Origin of the sequence: Microcoleus sp. BROC3 (assembly GCF_036702515.1) — a bacterium.
GTDB lineage: Bacteria > Cyanobacteriota > Cyanobacteriia > Cyanobacteriales > Microcoleaceae > Microcoleus.
In genome coordinates this window covers 136,418-151,133 of sequence record NZ_JAUBTQ010000005.1, presented here as the reverse complement: position 1 = coordinate 151,133, position 14,716 = coordinate 136,418, and the positions used below count along the sequence as shown (strand labels likewise).

Genomic DNA, 14,716 nt, shown 5'->3' with positions numbered 1-14,716 from the left:
TAAGGTGCGCGCACCCTAGGTTAATAAGGTGCGCGCTTGACGCTTGACGCTGAGATGTACGGAGAGGGTGGGATTTGAACCCACGTTAGAGTTACCCCTAAAGTAGATTTCGAGTCTACCGCATTCAACCGCTCTGCCACCTCTCCAATTGATTTGAGATGTGAGCTAAAAGTATTTTACCGCACAGTGCGCCACATTGTAAATCATTATAAAAAAGAAGTTTGATTTTCTTCCGATTCCAGAGTCGTCTTAAATCCCCCTGCTGGAGTCCACTGGAGGGCTCCGTCGCGCCCTGTCCAGAAAATCTGGGTTTTGGTTTGACGCAGTTGGGCTGCGGTTTCTGGGTCTATTTCGTCAGCAGATGCGATCGCCACTTGCGGCCCAACTGCGCCCAATAACTCAGCCGTCAGGGCTTTTCCTGACCACCACAGCACTTGAGCCGGCTTCAAGGTTCCCGTTGCGACCAATTGTTTTTGCGCGTCCGGTGTCATTTCACCGACGAGCAACCAAGTTCGATTTCCCACCAGGAATTCTACCACCGGCATCTCCGCATTCACCAACTGCAACCGCGTCGAACCCAGATCAACTGTACTGTTAGTTTCTAAAGGAAAGTAAACGCCTTGGCGAGATTGCACAGCCGTCATAAATTCCTGATTGTTGCCGCGGTGAATTTGTTTCGGAGCATTATTATCATAAAATGTTTTAATTGGCAAGCGTTCTAGTAATTTTCCCCAACCACTGCTCAAACCTAAATGACCGTGAGTGGCGATCGCAAAATTCACAGAATTAACTCCTTGCTGCTGCAAAAAAGGCAACACTGTAAACCTCACGGTATTTTCATCACCGCTATTAATTAGCGCCACTTTTCCCCTATCTTGAATTACTAAAACAGGTTCGCCAGATGTCGCCAGCAAAGTAACTTGAAATAAAGATGCTTGAACGTGCCAAGCTGGCAAAACTATGATACTTATTCCCGCCACCAGCGCCAGCGGTAAAATCCAAGCCGCAGAAAAAACAGGCAGTGCAATAAGTCTGCTTTTCCCCTTCTTCCCTTTGCCTTTTTCCTGGTTTTTCCCTCTGACTGCTTCAGGCTTCCGTCTTTGTTCTTCCTTCCTCCTTCTATCCGTTACATCCCGTACATTGCTCGTTGCTGAACTTCCCCCGATCCAAACCCAGCAAATTAAACTGTAAAGCGCTATTAGTTGAAACACCGATACTTGACCGACAGCTACCGAATTACCAGGTAATTGCGAGAAATATTGGGCGATCGCAATTAACCCCTTTGCCGGATAATCGAGCAGTTGCGCTAAAATACTGCCAGCGGGCGGAAAAATCAATCCAGCTAAAGCGCTAACCATCCCCCCAATACTCAAAATCCACAGCAAAGGAGCCGCAATAATATTAACTAAAATGCTGTAAGGTGATACCACACTAAAAACATACAGTAACAGCGGCAGCACCCAAACTGAAGCGGCGATCGGAACCACAATAATCGAAGCGATCGCGGGCGGCATCCAGTCCAACTTTGCCATCAGTGGCGGCGTTGTCACTATTAACCCCAAAGTCGCCAAAAAGCTCAGTTGAAAACCTAAATCCCAAATCCACAAAGGGTTAACTAGCAGTAAAATAGTAGCAGCAATTAACAGCAATCCCAGCGGCTTAACTTGGCGGCTCAGCACCAAAGCAAATAGTGTTCCAAATCCCATCAAAGCGGCGCGGCATACTGATGGTTCAAAGCCAGTTAGCCCCACGAGCAAAAATAAAGCACCGACGCCAAAGCTAAATTGCAATTGTTTGGAAAAACGCCTGGTTAAAGCTAGAACTAAAGCCAAAACCATCGAAACTTGAGTGCCGGAAGCTGCGATCGCGTGGGCTAATCCAGCCTGCACAAAATAGTCGCGGATGTTGTAAGGTAAATCTACTGCTTGTTTACCGAGGGCGATCGCACTGATCAAGGGCCCTTCGGGAACATTTAACTGTGATAGTTGCGATCGCACGATCCGCTGCCGCATCGCTTGAATTTTCGATGGCCGCATCCCGCTGGGCTCCCAGAAAGCATCCGCTTGGTTGTTAACTCGATTTACATCCGCGATCGCCTTTTCTCTCGTCCAGTCAATTTGACGGCCTTTGATCCCTGCAAAAGCTCCTTCTCTGGCTAAATATGTTTGAAAATCAAAAGCCCCCGGATTCGACGGTGGCTGGGGTTTGTACAAGGAACCCACAACTGCGATCGTATTGTCGGCGTACAAACCCGTTGCTTGCAGCAGGGGCACTGTAACGTAGAGTTTGCCGGATACAGGGCGGTTTACAACTGCTCCTCCCTCGCCGCCGTTGATTTCGCTAACTAAATCTGTTGCTAGCCAAAATTGCGATCGACCCGATCGAGTCAATCGAGGCGTACTGACAACTCTACCGCGAACTGTCACCGCCACTTCTTGAGTGTTTCCGCCAGCCGGAATCAGTTTGCTGATGTCATCTATTGCGGGTTGGGGCGATCGAACTGCAAAATAAACGCTAGCTAGAAATGCCACCAAGCCCGCAACTGCCCACACCCATTTCGCTCTCGGCAGCCTCTCCAACAAACTCAATTCTTCCCTCGCATCTAAGGGTTCTTCAAGAGCATTTTCTTTTTGTCGGCTGCGTCTTTTCTTAGTAACTTTGACAGAATTTTTAGTATATTCTCGCAACAATTTCGGCACGGCGATCGCTACCGCTATTCCCAAAGCAAGTATCCCGTATCTACCCCAAGAAACCGCTGTAGAAATCAATCCCAAAATGTAGGCAAGACAGAAGATGACACCCGTTGCTTGATTCATTAATTAGCAATTTAGAGGGGGAATATTTCAGGGAAACCTATGCGGGACTTATGCACTCCTTACCAAAGAAACCGGGTTTTTCAACCGGGGTAAAGGGCTAAACGCCGTGAACTCAGGTAAAAAACCCGGTTTCTGGCTACCCGTGCGTAAGTTATGGCAAAAATTCTTTCCTTACATTCTTTCCCTTCCCCTTCCCCTTCCTCTTCCTCTTCTAAATAGACAGCCCCAATTTTAAACCGAAAGCCGCGTGCAGCACCATAAGTGCAAGGGCCGTCGTGCCTAAATAAGCGTGAACCGCGCGCAGTGCTAGCTTATTGCCTCCAAAACCCGTCAGCGAAATCAAGCTGCCAACAGCCAGCAAAACCAGCACTGCCGAACCCGTCCAAAAATGCGGGCTTTCCATGACTGGCTGGTGCTGCATCACCAGCGACAGCAAGCCGCCTGTATAGCCCAAAGCTAGAAACAGAAACATCCACGGTGCAAGCTTGCGGTGATCCGAGCGACTTTTGAGTGCGACATCTTTATCGGTAGCCAAACGTCCTTGCCATCCCGTATACCCGACAAAACTGCCCATCGCCACTACCACGATCCCCATCATTACAGGGTGTCCCCAATGGGTAATTGGTTCGGGAATTCCTAGACTGCGAAATTGACTGGCGATGGGTTCTAGAAGTTCGCTGAGATCGATCATTTGCTTGAGATTCCTAACTTGGCGATCGCTAATTTTGGTTTAACCAACAACTTACTATAAATAGCAATATACCAATCGCGATTTTCAATCACTGTTTCCAGCCACAAGTCTGTATAAAATAAAAGAGCCGCACACAGGAGAACTGTATTCCCTAGTCTCAGCAAGGGAACGGCCATTTCAGTTAATTTGAGCTGAGCAGTATCCCGTTTTTTGTCCCCACACGAGTAAGAGGATGCTATTGCAGACGGCGCTATGATTAAGCCTTATCGATTTTTGCTGCGAATTGCTCAACTGCTCGCCTACGCCTACTCAGCACTGATTGTCGGCTATCTGATTCTGAGACCGATCTTTTGGGACAGGCTGTGGCCGATTGCCTTGATGGGGGATTTTGTTCCTTGGATTTTCTTGCCAATCTTCCTGCTGCCAATTCTAGGGTTTTTTATCATAAAGAAACGCTGGTTCGCGATTGTTTCCTCTGTGGCTGGCATCTGCCTGCTGGGTTGGCTACACGTCACCTACTTTTCTCCCCAGCCCGCGAACATCAGTGACTCCCAGCCAACCCTCAAGGTTTTTTCTCTCAACCTCGGCTGGCATCACAAATCCCCACAAGCTTTGGTCAACCTAATTGAAGAAGAAAAACCAGACCTCATTTGTTTGCAAGAAATTAAGGAGGATTACGCCAAAGAAGTATTCTCTAAGTTGGCCGCATTATACCCGCACAACCTGGGGCACGGATACCATGTGATTCTCAGCAGATATCCCATTCGCTCTTTCCAAAAGTTACAGCTAGCCGGTGGGAACGAACCACAAGAACGAGCTATTATCGAATTTAACCAGCAAGATGTAGTTCTTTATAACATTTCAACAACCCCACCGTGGTTTCGCCAGTATAAAATTTTGCCTTTCCTCAAAATCCCAGTTTACGAGTACGGCGACCGACCGGCACAAATTCAAGATTTAGTGCGGCGACTCCAGAAAGAAACGCTGCCGACTATTGCCGCTGGGGACTTTAATCTGACTGACCAGTCTCAAGATTACTATTATTTGAGAGCGGTTATGCAAGATGCTTTCCGAACAGCAGGACTGGGTTTTGGCTTTACTTTTCCTAACGGGTGGGATCTGAATTTACTGGTTAAACAGTTAAACTGGAAATTAACTTTTCCCCTGGTGAGGCTTGACTATGTTTGGTATTCTCAGCACTGGGGGGCAAAATCAGCCAAGGTTTTACCAACAATTGGTTCAGAGCATCTGCCGGTGTCGGCCCAACTGCGGATGCAACCGGAATTGGGACGAGTGTAGGGGGTGCGCAACACTTTGCTGGGGCGATCGCGAGGTCATTGGTGTCAATTTAAGCTCCGGGCTAAGATCGTGATGCTGTTGGTGAATCCGTGAAGAGTGACACCTGACATTTGCTCCCGTCGCACCCCTCTTCGATCGTTTCCGGTAATTTGCCGCAATTAATTTTTCTATCCTTGCTTTTTCTTTCTTCTTCCTTTTTGGCGTAATTGACATCTTGGCGGTTCATTATTAAACCCCCCAAGGAAACAAAGCATTGATGCGCCAACAGTCTCAAGGAATTCGCGGCTCTCCAAACCAGGAATTTTAGACAAATGAAGATGTTTTCAATCAAGCCCAGACGACTAATGGCTGAAATTAAGCCTTACTGGCTTTGCAGTTGACTCCTGAATCGCTCGTAGGCCATAGCTCCGAGTCTGCGCTTCACCCAATCTTCAGAGCCTCATCCTCACTCTGGATGTTAAATTCTACCTGCCTGCTCAAAGTTAATTTCAATTCCTTGACTTTTGAATGCCAAGTGAGAAATTAACATCGCAGCCGACGAGGAGTCGCACTTCTACATTTTGCTAATCGCTCTCAAGGGAGAATCAACTGCTGAAAAAAAACTAGAGGTTCCAAGTTTGACACTTTTTGCATAAAGTATGCCGTCTGCCCGATGAGAGTTCGATCGACTCAGCGCTAAACTGAGCGTCAGAAGGCACCCTGAGAGCACCCTTGTCTGTTGAACAGCCATCGCTGTGCAACACGTGAACCCTCTCAACTAACTCGCTGGGGATTCGGTTGTCGCAGACAAGCACCGACTTTCTTGCGTCGCCTTCCTCGGAACCGTGCAATCTCTAAACTCGCTGCGCCGTCGCTAAAGTAGCTTCCGAAGGTTGGATTTGATACTTTACGAGATTTGCCAGTTCTTGTAACTGACTAATAGCTTCCGCACCTTCTAGTTTCATCAGTTCGCGGTCGTCCCGCATCTCAGTCCAAGTGATACCGTAATCTGACACTAAAAATCGAATCAGATGGTTGTCCGTCAAACTGACCATAAATGAGGCACTGTTCATCTGACCCCCGCAAGTGTAGCAGGATGCCAGATAACCCCGATGCTCTAGCACGATCGCTAAAGCTTGGAGGTTCATTACCAAATCTTGGACGAATTTACGGTGTTGTTCTGCAAGTCTCAGAAACACGTTCTCCTCCTATCACCACACCGTGTATTTTACATCCCATTTAATAATTTCTTAATAACTGGGTATTTATTTAGGTGCTGGTTCAGTATACGTTTAGTATGCTCAAAAAAAATCGGATTAGCGACCTCTTCAGCCTACCTATACTAGATTAACCGAGTTGCGCTAGAAACTAAGTATCAGCAGCGACATTCAGCCAAAACACTCTCTCGCTGGGGACTTCAGCCTGACAATTAGCCTGCTGTCACGGCTGATTCAGCCGTCGGAGAGCCCAAATATACAAATAACTAATCACAGCAATCAAATTAGTTAAGTATAAGAGTTCAATCCCCCTGGGGATACTCGTCCCAAAGCGTCGTCGTCTGCCGCAAGCTCCGAAAATCGCCATTCCCCAAAATCAAGTGATCCAGTAGCGGAATCGACAAAAACTGCGCTCCCGCCAGCAACTGCCGCGTCAAAGCAATATCCTCCGGGCTCGGCTCCACAATCCCGGAGGGGTGATTGTGCGAGATAATCGCCCGCGTCGCCCCTTGGCGGATCACCTCCCGAAATATATCCCTCGGGTGAGCCAAAGTTTCCGTAGCCGTGCCGATGGTAATTACCTGAGTACCCAGCAGCCGATTTTTCACATCCAACAGCACCACAGCAAAACGTTCCTGAGACTGCCACATCAAATCCTGACTCAGGGCATCCGCTGCCGCTTGCGGAGAGTCAACCACCGCCATTTCCGGCGGCCGCGACTGAAACACCCGCTTCCCCAACTCCACCGCAGCCAAAATCCCAGTTGCCTTAGCAGGGCCAATCCCGTGAATCTGCGTCAACTCCTGAACGCTAATACTGCGCAGCACAGCCAGAGGGTCGCGCTGGTGCAAACTCAACTGATTTAAAATATACTGTCCGAGCCCGACGGCCGAAAGTTTGCCTTTTCCCTGTCCGGTACCCAGCAGAATCGCAATCAATTCCGCAGTCGCCAAACTTTTGGGCCCACCCGCCATCAGCCGCTCCCGTGGCCGTTCACTCGTTGGCAAATCGACAATTCTCAAGCTGTAAGTCATAGCTGCACCAGCACCGCAAGCTCAACAATTACATGATTTTAGCCGATCGATTTGCGTTCTTCAATTCGTACAATCACCCAAAAAAGCCTTCATCATTAACCGAGGTTTTCGGCACAGCAAATCTAACGCAGCGTTTCGCAAGCGATCGAGTCTCGCTCTCGATGCCATAAAAGTGAGGTGCAGACTCAGCACCCTGCGTTCAGCGAAAAAGTGCGCTTACCCTAAATTCTGACCATTCAGTTGAGGCCAGCAGCCCCGAGGAAACTGGTTGTGGCGACCTAGGTGCTGTAACCCCAAGCAAAACGAACGAAACTGCCATCAACCCGCCGTACAAGGCCGCCGAGCGCTTGCGAGTGCCCAATCCCACCCATTGAGGATTTAGCAGACCCAGACAAAAAGCCGGTGTGGAAAACATGAAAGTTAATACAAACAAGCTGGACATCACACACCTCCGACTAGCGAATTGCAGCGATTAATTACTTTTATCTCCAATTAATAGCTCATAAATCCGCTGAAAAAAAGTTGCAATTTAGGATTTATAACTTTAGAATTATTGATGTCGATCAAACAATAATAAATTTCTTAAAACATCTTACTTTAGGTAGTTGTTAAAAAAATAATAGCTTTCTCGACCGTCCAAAAATTTAGCTTAAAATAGATACTAAATTCTTTACTCAAAATATGAAAGTCCGCTTTAACGTAGTCCGCCAAAATCAAAACGAGGCTCCCCGCGTTCACGCTTACACCCTAGACGTGGAAGAGAGCAATACCATCCTCGACTGCCTCAACAGTATTAAGTGGGAACACGACGGCACTTTAGCTTTTCGCAAAAATTGCCGCAATACAATTTGCGGCAGTTGTTCTATGCGGATTAACGGTCGGTCGGCATTAGCTTGCAAAGAAAATGTGGCCAGCGAACTCGCAAGACTGCAAAAAATAGCCGATTCCAGCTCAGCAGAAAAGCCTGCCGAGGCAATTCCCGAAATCACCGTCGCCCCAATGGGAAATATGCCGGTAATTAAAGATTTGGTTGTTGACATGACCAGTTTTTGGGACAACCTAGAAGCAGTTGAACCCTATGTCAGCACCGCCTCGCGAGCAATTCCCGAACGCGAATTTCTGCAAACTCCAGAAGAGCGATCGAAACTCGACCAAACCGGCAACTGCATCCTCTGCGGCGCGTGCTATTCTGAGTGCAACGCCCGCGAAGTTAACCCGGAATTTGTCGGCCCCCACGCCCTCGCCAAAGCTTACCGCACGATCGCCGACTCCCGCGACAGCGAAACCGAAAATCGGCTCGAAAAATACAACGAAGGCACCGCAGGCGTCTGGGGATGCACCCGCTGTTACTACTGCAACTCGGTTTGTCCGATGGAAGTCGCACCGATGGATCAAATTGGTAAGATTAAACAGGAGATTCTCGATCGCAAAGACGACCAAGCCAGTCGATCGATCCGCCACCGCAAAGTCTTAATCGATCTCGTCAAAGAAGGCGGCTGGATAGATGAGCGCAAATTTGGCATCGAAGTAGTAGGAAACTACTTCCGCGACGTTAAAGGTTTGCTGAGTCTGGGCCCGTTGGGTTTGAGAATGATCGCTCGCGGCAAGTTCCCGCTGTTTTTTGAGCCTTCAGAAGGTACCGAAACCGTGCGAAATCTGATCGAATCGGTTCAAAGTTTAGAAAAGTCAGCAGATTAGCGATCGGCTGTCATTTTCCTGGTAAATTACAAGTTGTGCGATCGCAAAGCTTCCCAAAAGTCATCACTCAAAACTCGAAACTTAAAACTTTTAAATGACTGCCAAAACTCCTCCATCCCCAAAACCTACAACCCCAAATACCCCAAAACCAGAACCAGCCTTTGGCTGGAATGCCTATGCAGAACAAATCAACGGAAGATTTGCGATGGTGGGATTCGTGGGACTTTTGCTGCTAGAATTCTTCACCCGCCAGGATTTTTTCACCTGGCTGGGTCTGCGTTAAATTAATCAAAATCAATTAAAAATGGAAGCGGAAAAATCATCTATATTTCAGCTTCCATTTTATTTTTAAGAGTTATTTAAAATACAGGTTATAAAATTATAGATGCAGGATTATAACATTTATAGTTGCATACAAACATATGAATTTACCAAAGTCGATCGCAGTTACTTGTAGTGCGATCGTCCTAGAATTATAGGGACACGGCATTGCCGTGTCCTGACTCCGAAGTTTCGTTCAAACTAATTTCCAGTTGTTTCGCGGACGGTCAAACTGTACTTGCCTCTACCTTTTGGAGGCGGATCGTAAGCATTGACAATGACGCGGTAGCGACCGTTCGCAGACAAAGTAACAGTAAGCTCAGAATTGGAATTTTGCTGCGTCGCATCATCATTTTCTGCAAGTAGCTCGCCTTGGGAGTTGAAAATAGCGAGGTAAGTATCAAACTCGGTACTTTCTACGGTAACAACCACTTTCTGACCCTGAGTGCCTTCAAAGGTATACTCATCGTACAAACTGCTGTCCGAGGGCAGTACAGAAGACTTAGCAGGGGTGAGTTCTCCGTTTTGCTCTAAAATGACCTTAGATGAACCCGTATCGGGACTCGGCGGAGTTTCTACAGATGGACTCTGAGTTGGCGAACTCTGTGGTGATGGCGACGGCTTGGGGGTTGCTTGAGCTAAAACAGCCTTGCCAGCAAGCCTCGCATCAGGTGAATTTTGAGGAAATTCTGCTGAAATGAGGGTGGAACTGCTGTTAGCAACTCCACTTGAATTTGAAACTGGCAGGGAGAGATTCGGCTTGCCAGAAAAAGTAGCTAGTAGAGCAATTGGCGCGATCGCCCAAAATCTAACTTGACGCATGAATTACCTCGATTTGCAACGAAGAAGGAAGTTCGGTAACGGATTATCTAACGGATTGAACGGATGGAAGAAGGAAGTTCGGCAACGGATTATCTAACGGATTGAACGGATGCAGGAAGGAAGTTCGGCAACGGATTATCTAACGGATTTAATGGAAGCAGGAAGCAGGAAGAAGAATAATTCGACCAATTACCAATTCCCGATTACCCATTACCTTTTTCCCCATTTTCAACGGACTGTTAGAGTGTAACGACCCCGGCCCGAAGCGTCGTAAGCATTGACAATTACGCGGTAGCGACCCGTAGCGGGCAAAGTAACACTCAGAAACGCATTTTTAGTCGAATCGCTCGCATCGTCATTTTCTGCCACTAATCGGCTGTTGGGGCCAAAGATAGCCACATAGGGATCGAAATCTGTGCTTTCGAGGGAAATGGCTACAGACTGACCCGATCGACCTTCAAAAGTATACTCGCGATACAGACTGTTGTCAGACGGCAATACTGGGCCGCCTGCGACTAAAGCGCCTTCTTCTTGCAAAATCGCCCGAGAAGGCGCGGTAGGAGCACTCGCTTTCAGTTCTAACGTATAAGCCCCTGACTGCTTAGCTTGGTAGGAATTTGCCACTAACGTGTAAGTCCCGTCTGCTGGCAGCCTGACAGTAATTCTGGCGTCTTTACTGCCTGCCCCGTCATCGTCTTGCGCGATTTCGCGCTGGTTGGGCCCGAGCAAAATTAAATAAGGGTCAATTTCTTGACTTTTCATTTCTATTGTGATTTGCTGGCCCGCTTTTCCCTCAAAGGAGTAGAGGTCAAAAAAGCTGTTGTCGGTGGGCAGAACGCTAGACTTGTCGGTGAGGAGGCCGCTGACGGCGGGCCCGTTTAACGCAACTTTTTGAGGTGATTTGTTGCCACCAAAGGGCGATCTGGCTTGAGCCACGCGGGGAGCTCGCCCTTCTCGCACCGCTGTCAGGAAAGCGGGTAATTTGTCTGCGGAAATTGCAAAACCGATACCGATATTGCCTCCACCCCGACCGCGAGTAAAAATAGAAGTATTGACGCCGATTAATTCTCCTGAACTGTTGAGCAGCGGGCCTCCTGAATTGCCGGGATTGATGGCGGCGTCGGTTTGAATTAAGCCCCGCTGCTGGTCGATGCGGCTGACGATTCCAACTGTAAAAGTACCTTGAAATTGACCGAATGGATTGCCGATCGCAAATGCTTGTTGCCCGACTTTCACCGAACCGGGACGGGCTAAAGGAATGGTAGGTAAATTATTTTGACCGCGAATCTTCACCACGGCTAAGTCTAGACCTTCTTCGCCGAATCCGACAACATCGGCGACCAGTTTTCTGCCGTCTGACAAAATGATATTGACGGTACCGCCTGCCGAAACAACGTGGGCGTTGGTTAATACCATGCCGTCGGGGCTGATAATTGTGCCGCTGCCGTTAGATTTATCTGTATCGACGGTAACAACCGCCGGACTGGCCTTTTCGTAGACTCGAATATTGGTTTGTTCTTCGACATTTTGGGCGATCGCACCTTGGGAATGCACCGAGTTAAATTCCGTTGAATCTGTTGATTGCCGCCCAGGGGGTGTCGTCACAACCGCAGCAGCGCTGGCTGTTACCCCAACCGTTAAAATTCCCGATACTGCTAAACTTAGAAGTTTTAAATTCATGGCGATCGATTATTATTTAGCGATCGGTAGCTAGGAATTAGGTTTGGTTGCTAACCGCTAACTACCTTCTGTAATTATTTTAGGACTTGCACCGCGGTAGTGACCTTCCTCACGCCGGTTCTCCTATTCGGGAATCTGAATCAGCAGCAAGATACTTGAAATTAGCTTTCCGCACCTCGGCATCCTCCTCGCCGTAGAAAAATGACAGTAGAGCAAAACGCTGGCCGCTAATCACCGGAGTCGCTTCGTGCAGCAAAGAACACGAAAAAATAATCGCCGTGCCAGAATCGCCTTTATAACCGTGCGGCGCGTACTCTGGAAACCGTAAAAATCCCCCCTTGTACTCTCCCACATTCAAGTTTAGCGTCATCGCAAACCGGCGGTGCAGCGTAGCTTTGCTAGTGTTGTCGCGATGCGGCTGAAAATAACCGCCACTCTCGGCATCATAACAACCTATCAAATACCGTTCAAACCTGGTCATTGTAAACTGAAAAGCTTTTGCTACTTCCGATCGCACCCGGCGCACAATAATCGCATTCAATTGTCTCTGAAAATCCTCGTCTTTAATAAAGAAATCTCGGCGCTTCTTGAAAGTGTCGTCGTGCAGGCCAACTGTTTTCCCCTCTATTTGCCTCATAAAGCCTGAGGGACTGCCACCATTAGCTTTGTACATATCGATCAAAGTACGGCAAAATTGTTTGTCCAAAACGTTAGGAATTACTAACACCGGGGCGTGGCGAGTGGCGGCTCGGGCTTCCTCAATTGGGGGCAAAGTTTTGAGAAAATCTAATACTTGCTGGGCGTGTTGCTGGGGTTCGCCCATCGGCAATATATTAATTATCTGAAGGTTTTCGTTGAGAACAAAAGTTTGGGGTGCATAGTGAAATCCGGCAACTCCATTTTGTTCAACATCTTGGGAAACACCGTACTGCTGGCTGACTTTTTTGTCTAAGTCCCAGAAAAAGATGAACGACGGAGCAATTGTTGTCGGTCTGTTTTGTTCTTTGTCTGCTGGGTCAACGCTCACTCCGAACTGCGGTACTTGCAAGATTTGGAATTCTTCTGAAAGTTTTTGAAAGCTTTTAAGGATAATTTGGATTTGTTCAAAAGCTGTGCTGCCAAAAAAAAACAGCACGACTCGCCTGCCGGCAACCGTCGAGAAATGAAATAAGGGGTTATTTGTAGAAGGAATGGAAAACCAGGGAGCCGGATCTCCTATTTCGAGTAATGGCATCTTGCTGATTGGAGATTTGGGATTTTATATTTAGATTATTATGGTGTCGATTAGTTCCACAGGTTCGGTATGTAAAAAAAAATATATACAAAAATTAGCTTTTATCTGTGTATATCTGCGTTGGTCTGCGGTTTCAAACTCGTAATTTTCAGTTTTTTTAATAAGTCTAATATCTGAGAATAAGTAGATGGGTATCCATAAACGCCACTTAGAGTTCGGAAGTTTCCCAAACCGGATCTGCGGGATAAATGTTTAGTTTCACCCACCTACTTATGGTTGCCTATTTGTCGAAATTGGGGGAATTATCCGGTTGGTCTTCCGGGTATTCTACAGGTCGATACTCCACGTAGTCTGACGGCGGTGCTTCCACGTCGCGGTTGCTGGGGCGAGACCTCGATGCTTCTGCAGGACGGGGTTTTTTGGTTCTCGGCGGCGTATCGGAGCTGCGGTTTTCCGAAGCTGGGGGGCGATTGCTACGGCTGCGGGCCGGTCTTTCTTCGGGGTTGTCTGAAACGTCCCAGTTGTCAGGCCGATCGGCGGGCGGGGCTTCTGGGCGAGAGGGACGTTTGCGCGCACGATCGGGCGAGTCGGGCCTGGAGGTGTTAACGCTGCCGTTGCGATTCGAGGGACGGCGGCGGGGTTCGTCGTCCTCGGCTTCCCGGGAGGAACGGTAGTCTTGGCTTCCTCTAATCCGGGGGCGCTGCGGATAGTCTTCCTCTGGTTCTAGCTGCTCGATGTCGGAATCGTAGTTGTCGTAACCGTAGGCGTTGCTGACAGGTCGCTCTTCATCTACGTATTGAGCGCGACTTTTGGCTTGGGCGGTGGTTGCTCCCCGTAGCTTAATGCTTTCTGCTGCAAAAAATATGGCCGAACCGGTGAGCAGAAATTGACCGAAGGCCAGAATTGGGTCAAGCCGCCATCCTTGAAATAACAGAATACCGCCGCACAGCAGGCCGACTGCTGCAAAAAAAATATCGTGGTCTCGGGCTAGTTTGGGACGCCACGATCGCAGAAAGTACAGTCCTGCCCCTGCTACTGCTAGGATGATCCCTAACAGGCTGCTCCAGTTCAATCCTAAATTGACCATTAGCCTATCTCCTATGTCTTTCCTATGTTAGCGAGTTAGATTTTACATCTATCATTAAGTCTGCTATCCCGACTGTGCTTTCTGGGGCAGCGTCCGGTCAGGGTTTCAGCTTAGGAAGTGAGTATAATAATGAGTTTAACGGGAAAAAACCTCAGCTTGGCAGTCAACCGAAGGTTTTGCCTTCACAGTTGCTGGTAGCTGAGGTTTCTCAGATCGGGAAAAGGCCCGACGTGCAGGCGAAAATTGACTTTTACGCCTGACTTGAAGCCCCCCAGACTTTTTAGGTGCGCTTGATTTTGTCTTTTTGGCTGATGAAGATCAGGGCGACCGTTGCTGGAATCACTACTACCGCCACGCCGACCAGCAGGCTGTACAAAAAGTTCGCGAGAGAAGGAGTCATAGATTCAAAGCCTTTGTTACAACAATTTGATTTTTATTAATTTTATACTTTCGATCGCACCTGTGAAACGGTTAAAATTATGAATAGCAGACTTAACAAAACTTAAAATTTCGAGATAAGACCCATGACTGGTATTACCGTTGCAAGTTGGATTCTGGGCTCTGTCCTAGTCGTGATGACTTTGCTGTTTATTTTTCGGATCGTCCTGACTTGGTATCCCGAGGTGAACCTGAGCAAGTTGCCCTTGAGTCTGATTGCTTGGCCGACGGAACCTTTTTTAGCCGTAACTAGAAAGATTGTACCGCCGATCGGCGGGGTGGACATTACGCCTATTATTTGGGTCGGTATCTGTAGCTTGCTGCGAGAAATGATTCTCGGTCAGCAAGGACTGCTGACGATGATGATGTAAAAGTTGGCGGTTGAGTGTTGACTGTTGAC

The 14,716-nt window shown here is 48.0% G+C and carries 14 protein-coding genes and 1 tRNA gene; 4 read left to right on the top strand and 11 right to left on the bottom strand.

What is annotated here, in order from left to right:
- Window positions 1–59: 59 nt before the first annotated feature.
- From QUB30_RS05110 to QUB30_RS05095, 4 genes are all read right to left on the bottom strand, one after another.
- A tRNA-Ser gene (locus QUB30_RS05110) sits at window positions 60–146 on the bottom strand.
- A 60-nt stretch (window positions 147–206) separates the two neighbouring features.
- Entirely contained in the window at window positions 207–2,816 is a 2,610-nt protein-coding gene (locus QUB30_RS05105; RefSeq protein WP_333330018.1) for a ComEC/Rec2 family competence protein, read from the bottom strand.
- Window positions 2,817–3,027: 211 nt separating this feature from the next.
- Entirely contained in the window at window positions 3,028–3,507 is a 480-nt protein-coding gene (locus QUB30_RS05100) for a DUF4079 domain-containing protein (protein ID WP_333330016.1), read from the bottom strand.
- Window positions 3,504–3,683: a hypothetical protein gene (locus QUB30_RS05095; RefSeq protein WP_333330012.1), complete on the bottom strand. Its 180-nt coding sequence runs from the start codon at window positions 3,681–3,683 to the stop codon at window positions 3,504–3,506. The genes QUB30_RS05100 and QUB30_RS05095 overlap by 4 nt, the downstream gene beginning before the upstream one ends.
- Window positions 3,684–3,759: 76 nt before the next feature.
- Between QUB30_RS05095 and QUB30_RS05090 the strand changes: the two genes are divergently transcribed.
- Window positions 3,760–4,806, top strand: coding sequence for an endonuclease/exonuclease/phosphatase family protein (locus QUB30_RS05090; RefSeq protein ID WP_333330009.1), 1,047 nt, complete (start codon window positions 3,760–3,762; stop codon window positions 4,804–4,806).
- Between the two features lie 833 nt (window positions 4,807–5,639).
- On the opposite strand, the gene QUB30_RS05085 is transcribed toward QUB30_RS05090, so the two are convergent.
- Together QUB30_RS05085 and radC are read right to left on the bottom strand one after the other, a co-directional pair.
- Window positions 5,640–5,984: a DUF1815 family protein gene (locus QUB30_RS05085; protein WP_332948554.1), complete on the bottom strand. Its 345-nt coding sequence runs from the start codon at window positions 5,982–5,984 to the stop codon at window positions 5,640–5,642.
- A gap of 320 nt (window positions 5,985–6,304) precedes the next feature.
- On the bottom strand, window positions 6,305–7,036 hold the full coding sequence (radC, locus tag QUB30_RS05080) for a RadC family protein (protein WP_333245153.1): 732 nt from the start codon (window positions 7,034–7,036) through the stop codon (window positions 6,305–6,307).
- A 681-nt stretch (window positions 7,037–7,717) separates the two neighbouring features.
- On the opposite strand from radC, the gene QUB30_RS05075 reads away from it, so the two are divergent.
- On the top strand, window positions 7,718–8,734 hold the full coding sequence (locus tag QUB30_RS05075; RefSeq protein WP_333330004.1) for a succinate dehydrogenase/fumarate reductase iron-sulfur subunit: 1,017 nt from the start codon (window positions 7,718–7,720) through the stop codon (window positions 8,732–8,734).
- A gap of 94 nt (window positions 8,735–8,828) precedes the next feature.
- Window positions 8,829–9,017 (top strand): chlorophyll a/b-binding protein, encoded by a 189-nt coding sequence (locus QUB30_RS05070; protein WP_333051883.1) that lies wholly within the window; start codon window positions 8,829–8,831, stop codon window positions 9,015–9,017.
- A 239-nt stretch (window positions 9,018–9,256) separates the two neighbouring features.
- On the opposite strand, the gene QUB30_RS05065 is transcribed toward QUB30_RS05070, so the two are convergent.
- From QUB30_RS05065 to psbX, 5 genes are all read right to left on the bottom strand, one after another.
- A complete protein-coding gene (locus QUB30_RS05065) occupies window positions 9,257–9,877 on the bottom strand; it encodes a pre-peptidase C-terminal domain-containing protein (protein WP_333330001.1) in 621 nt (206 codons plus the stop codon).
- Window positions 9,878–10,105: 228 nt separating this feature from the next.
- A complete protein-coding gene (locus tag QUB30_RS05060) occupies window positions 10,106–11,557 on the bottom strand; it encodes a trypsin-like peptidase domain-containing protein (RefSeq protein WP_333329998.1) in 1,452 nt (483 codons plus the stop codon).
- A gap of 109 nt (window positions 11,558–11,666) precedes the next feature.
- Window positions 11,667–12,791, bottom strand: coding sequence for a redoxin domain-containing protein (locus QUB30_RS05055; RefSeq protein WP_333329994.1), 1,125 nt, complete (start codon window positions 12,789–12,791; stop codon window positions 11,667–11,669).
- 280 nt (window positions 12,792–13,071) lie between these two features.
- The gene (locus QUB30_RS05050) at window positions 13,072–13,878 is read right to left on the bottom strand and encodes a Ycf66 family protein (protein WP_333329990.1); all 807 of its coding nucleotides are present in this window, start codon (window positions 13,876–13,878) and stop codon (window positions 13,072–13,074) included.
- 280 nt (window positions 13,879–14,158) lie between these two features.
- On the bottom strand, window positions 14,159–14,278 hold the full coding sequence (gene psbX, locus QUB30_RS05045; RefSeq protein ID WP_172191671.1) for a photosystem II reaction center X protein: 120 nt from the start codon (window positions 14,276–14,278) through the stop codon (window positions 14,159–14,161).
- 124 nt (window positions 14,279–14,402) lie between these two features.
- On the opposite strand from psbX, the gene QUB30_RS05040 reads away from it, so the two are divergent.
- Window positions 14,403–14,687, top strand: a complete 285-nt coding sequence (locus QUB30_RS05040) for a YggT family protein (protein ID WP_006634856.1) — start codon at window positions 14,403–14,405, stop codon at window positions 14,685–14,687.
- Window positions 14,688–14,716: the final 29 nt, after the last annotated feature.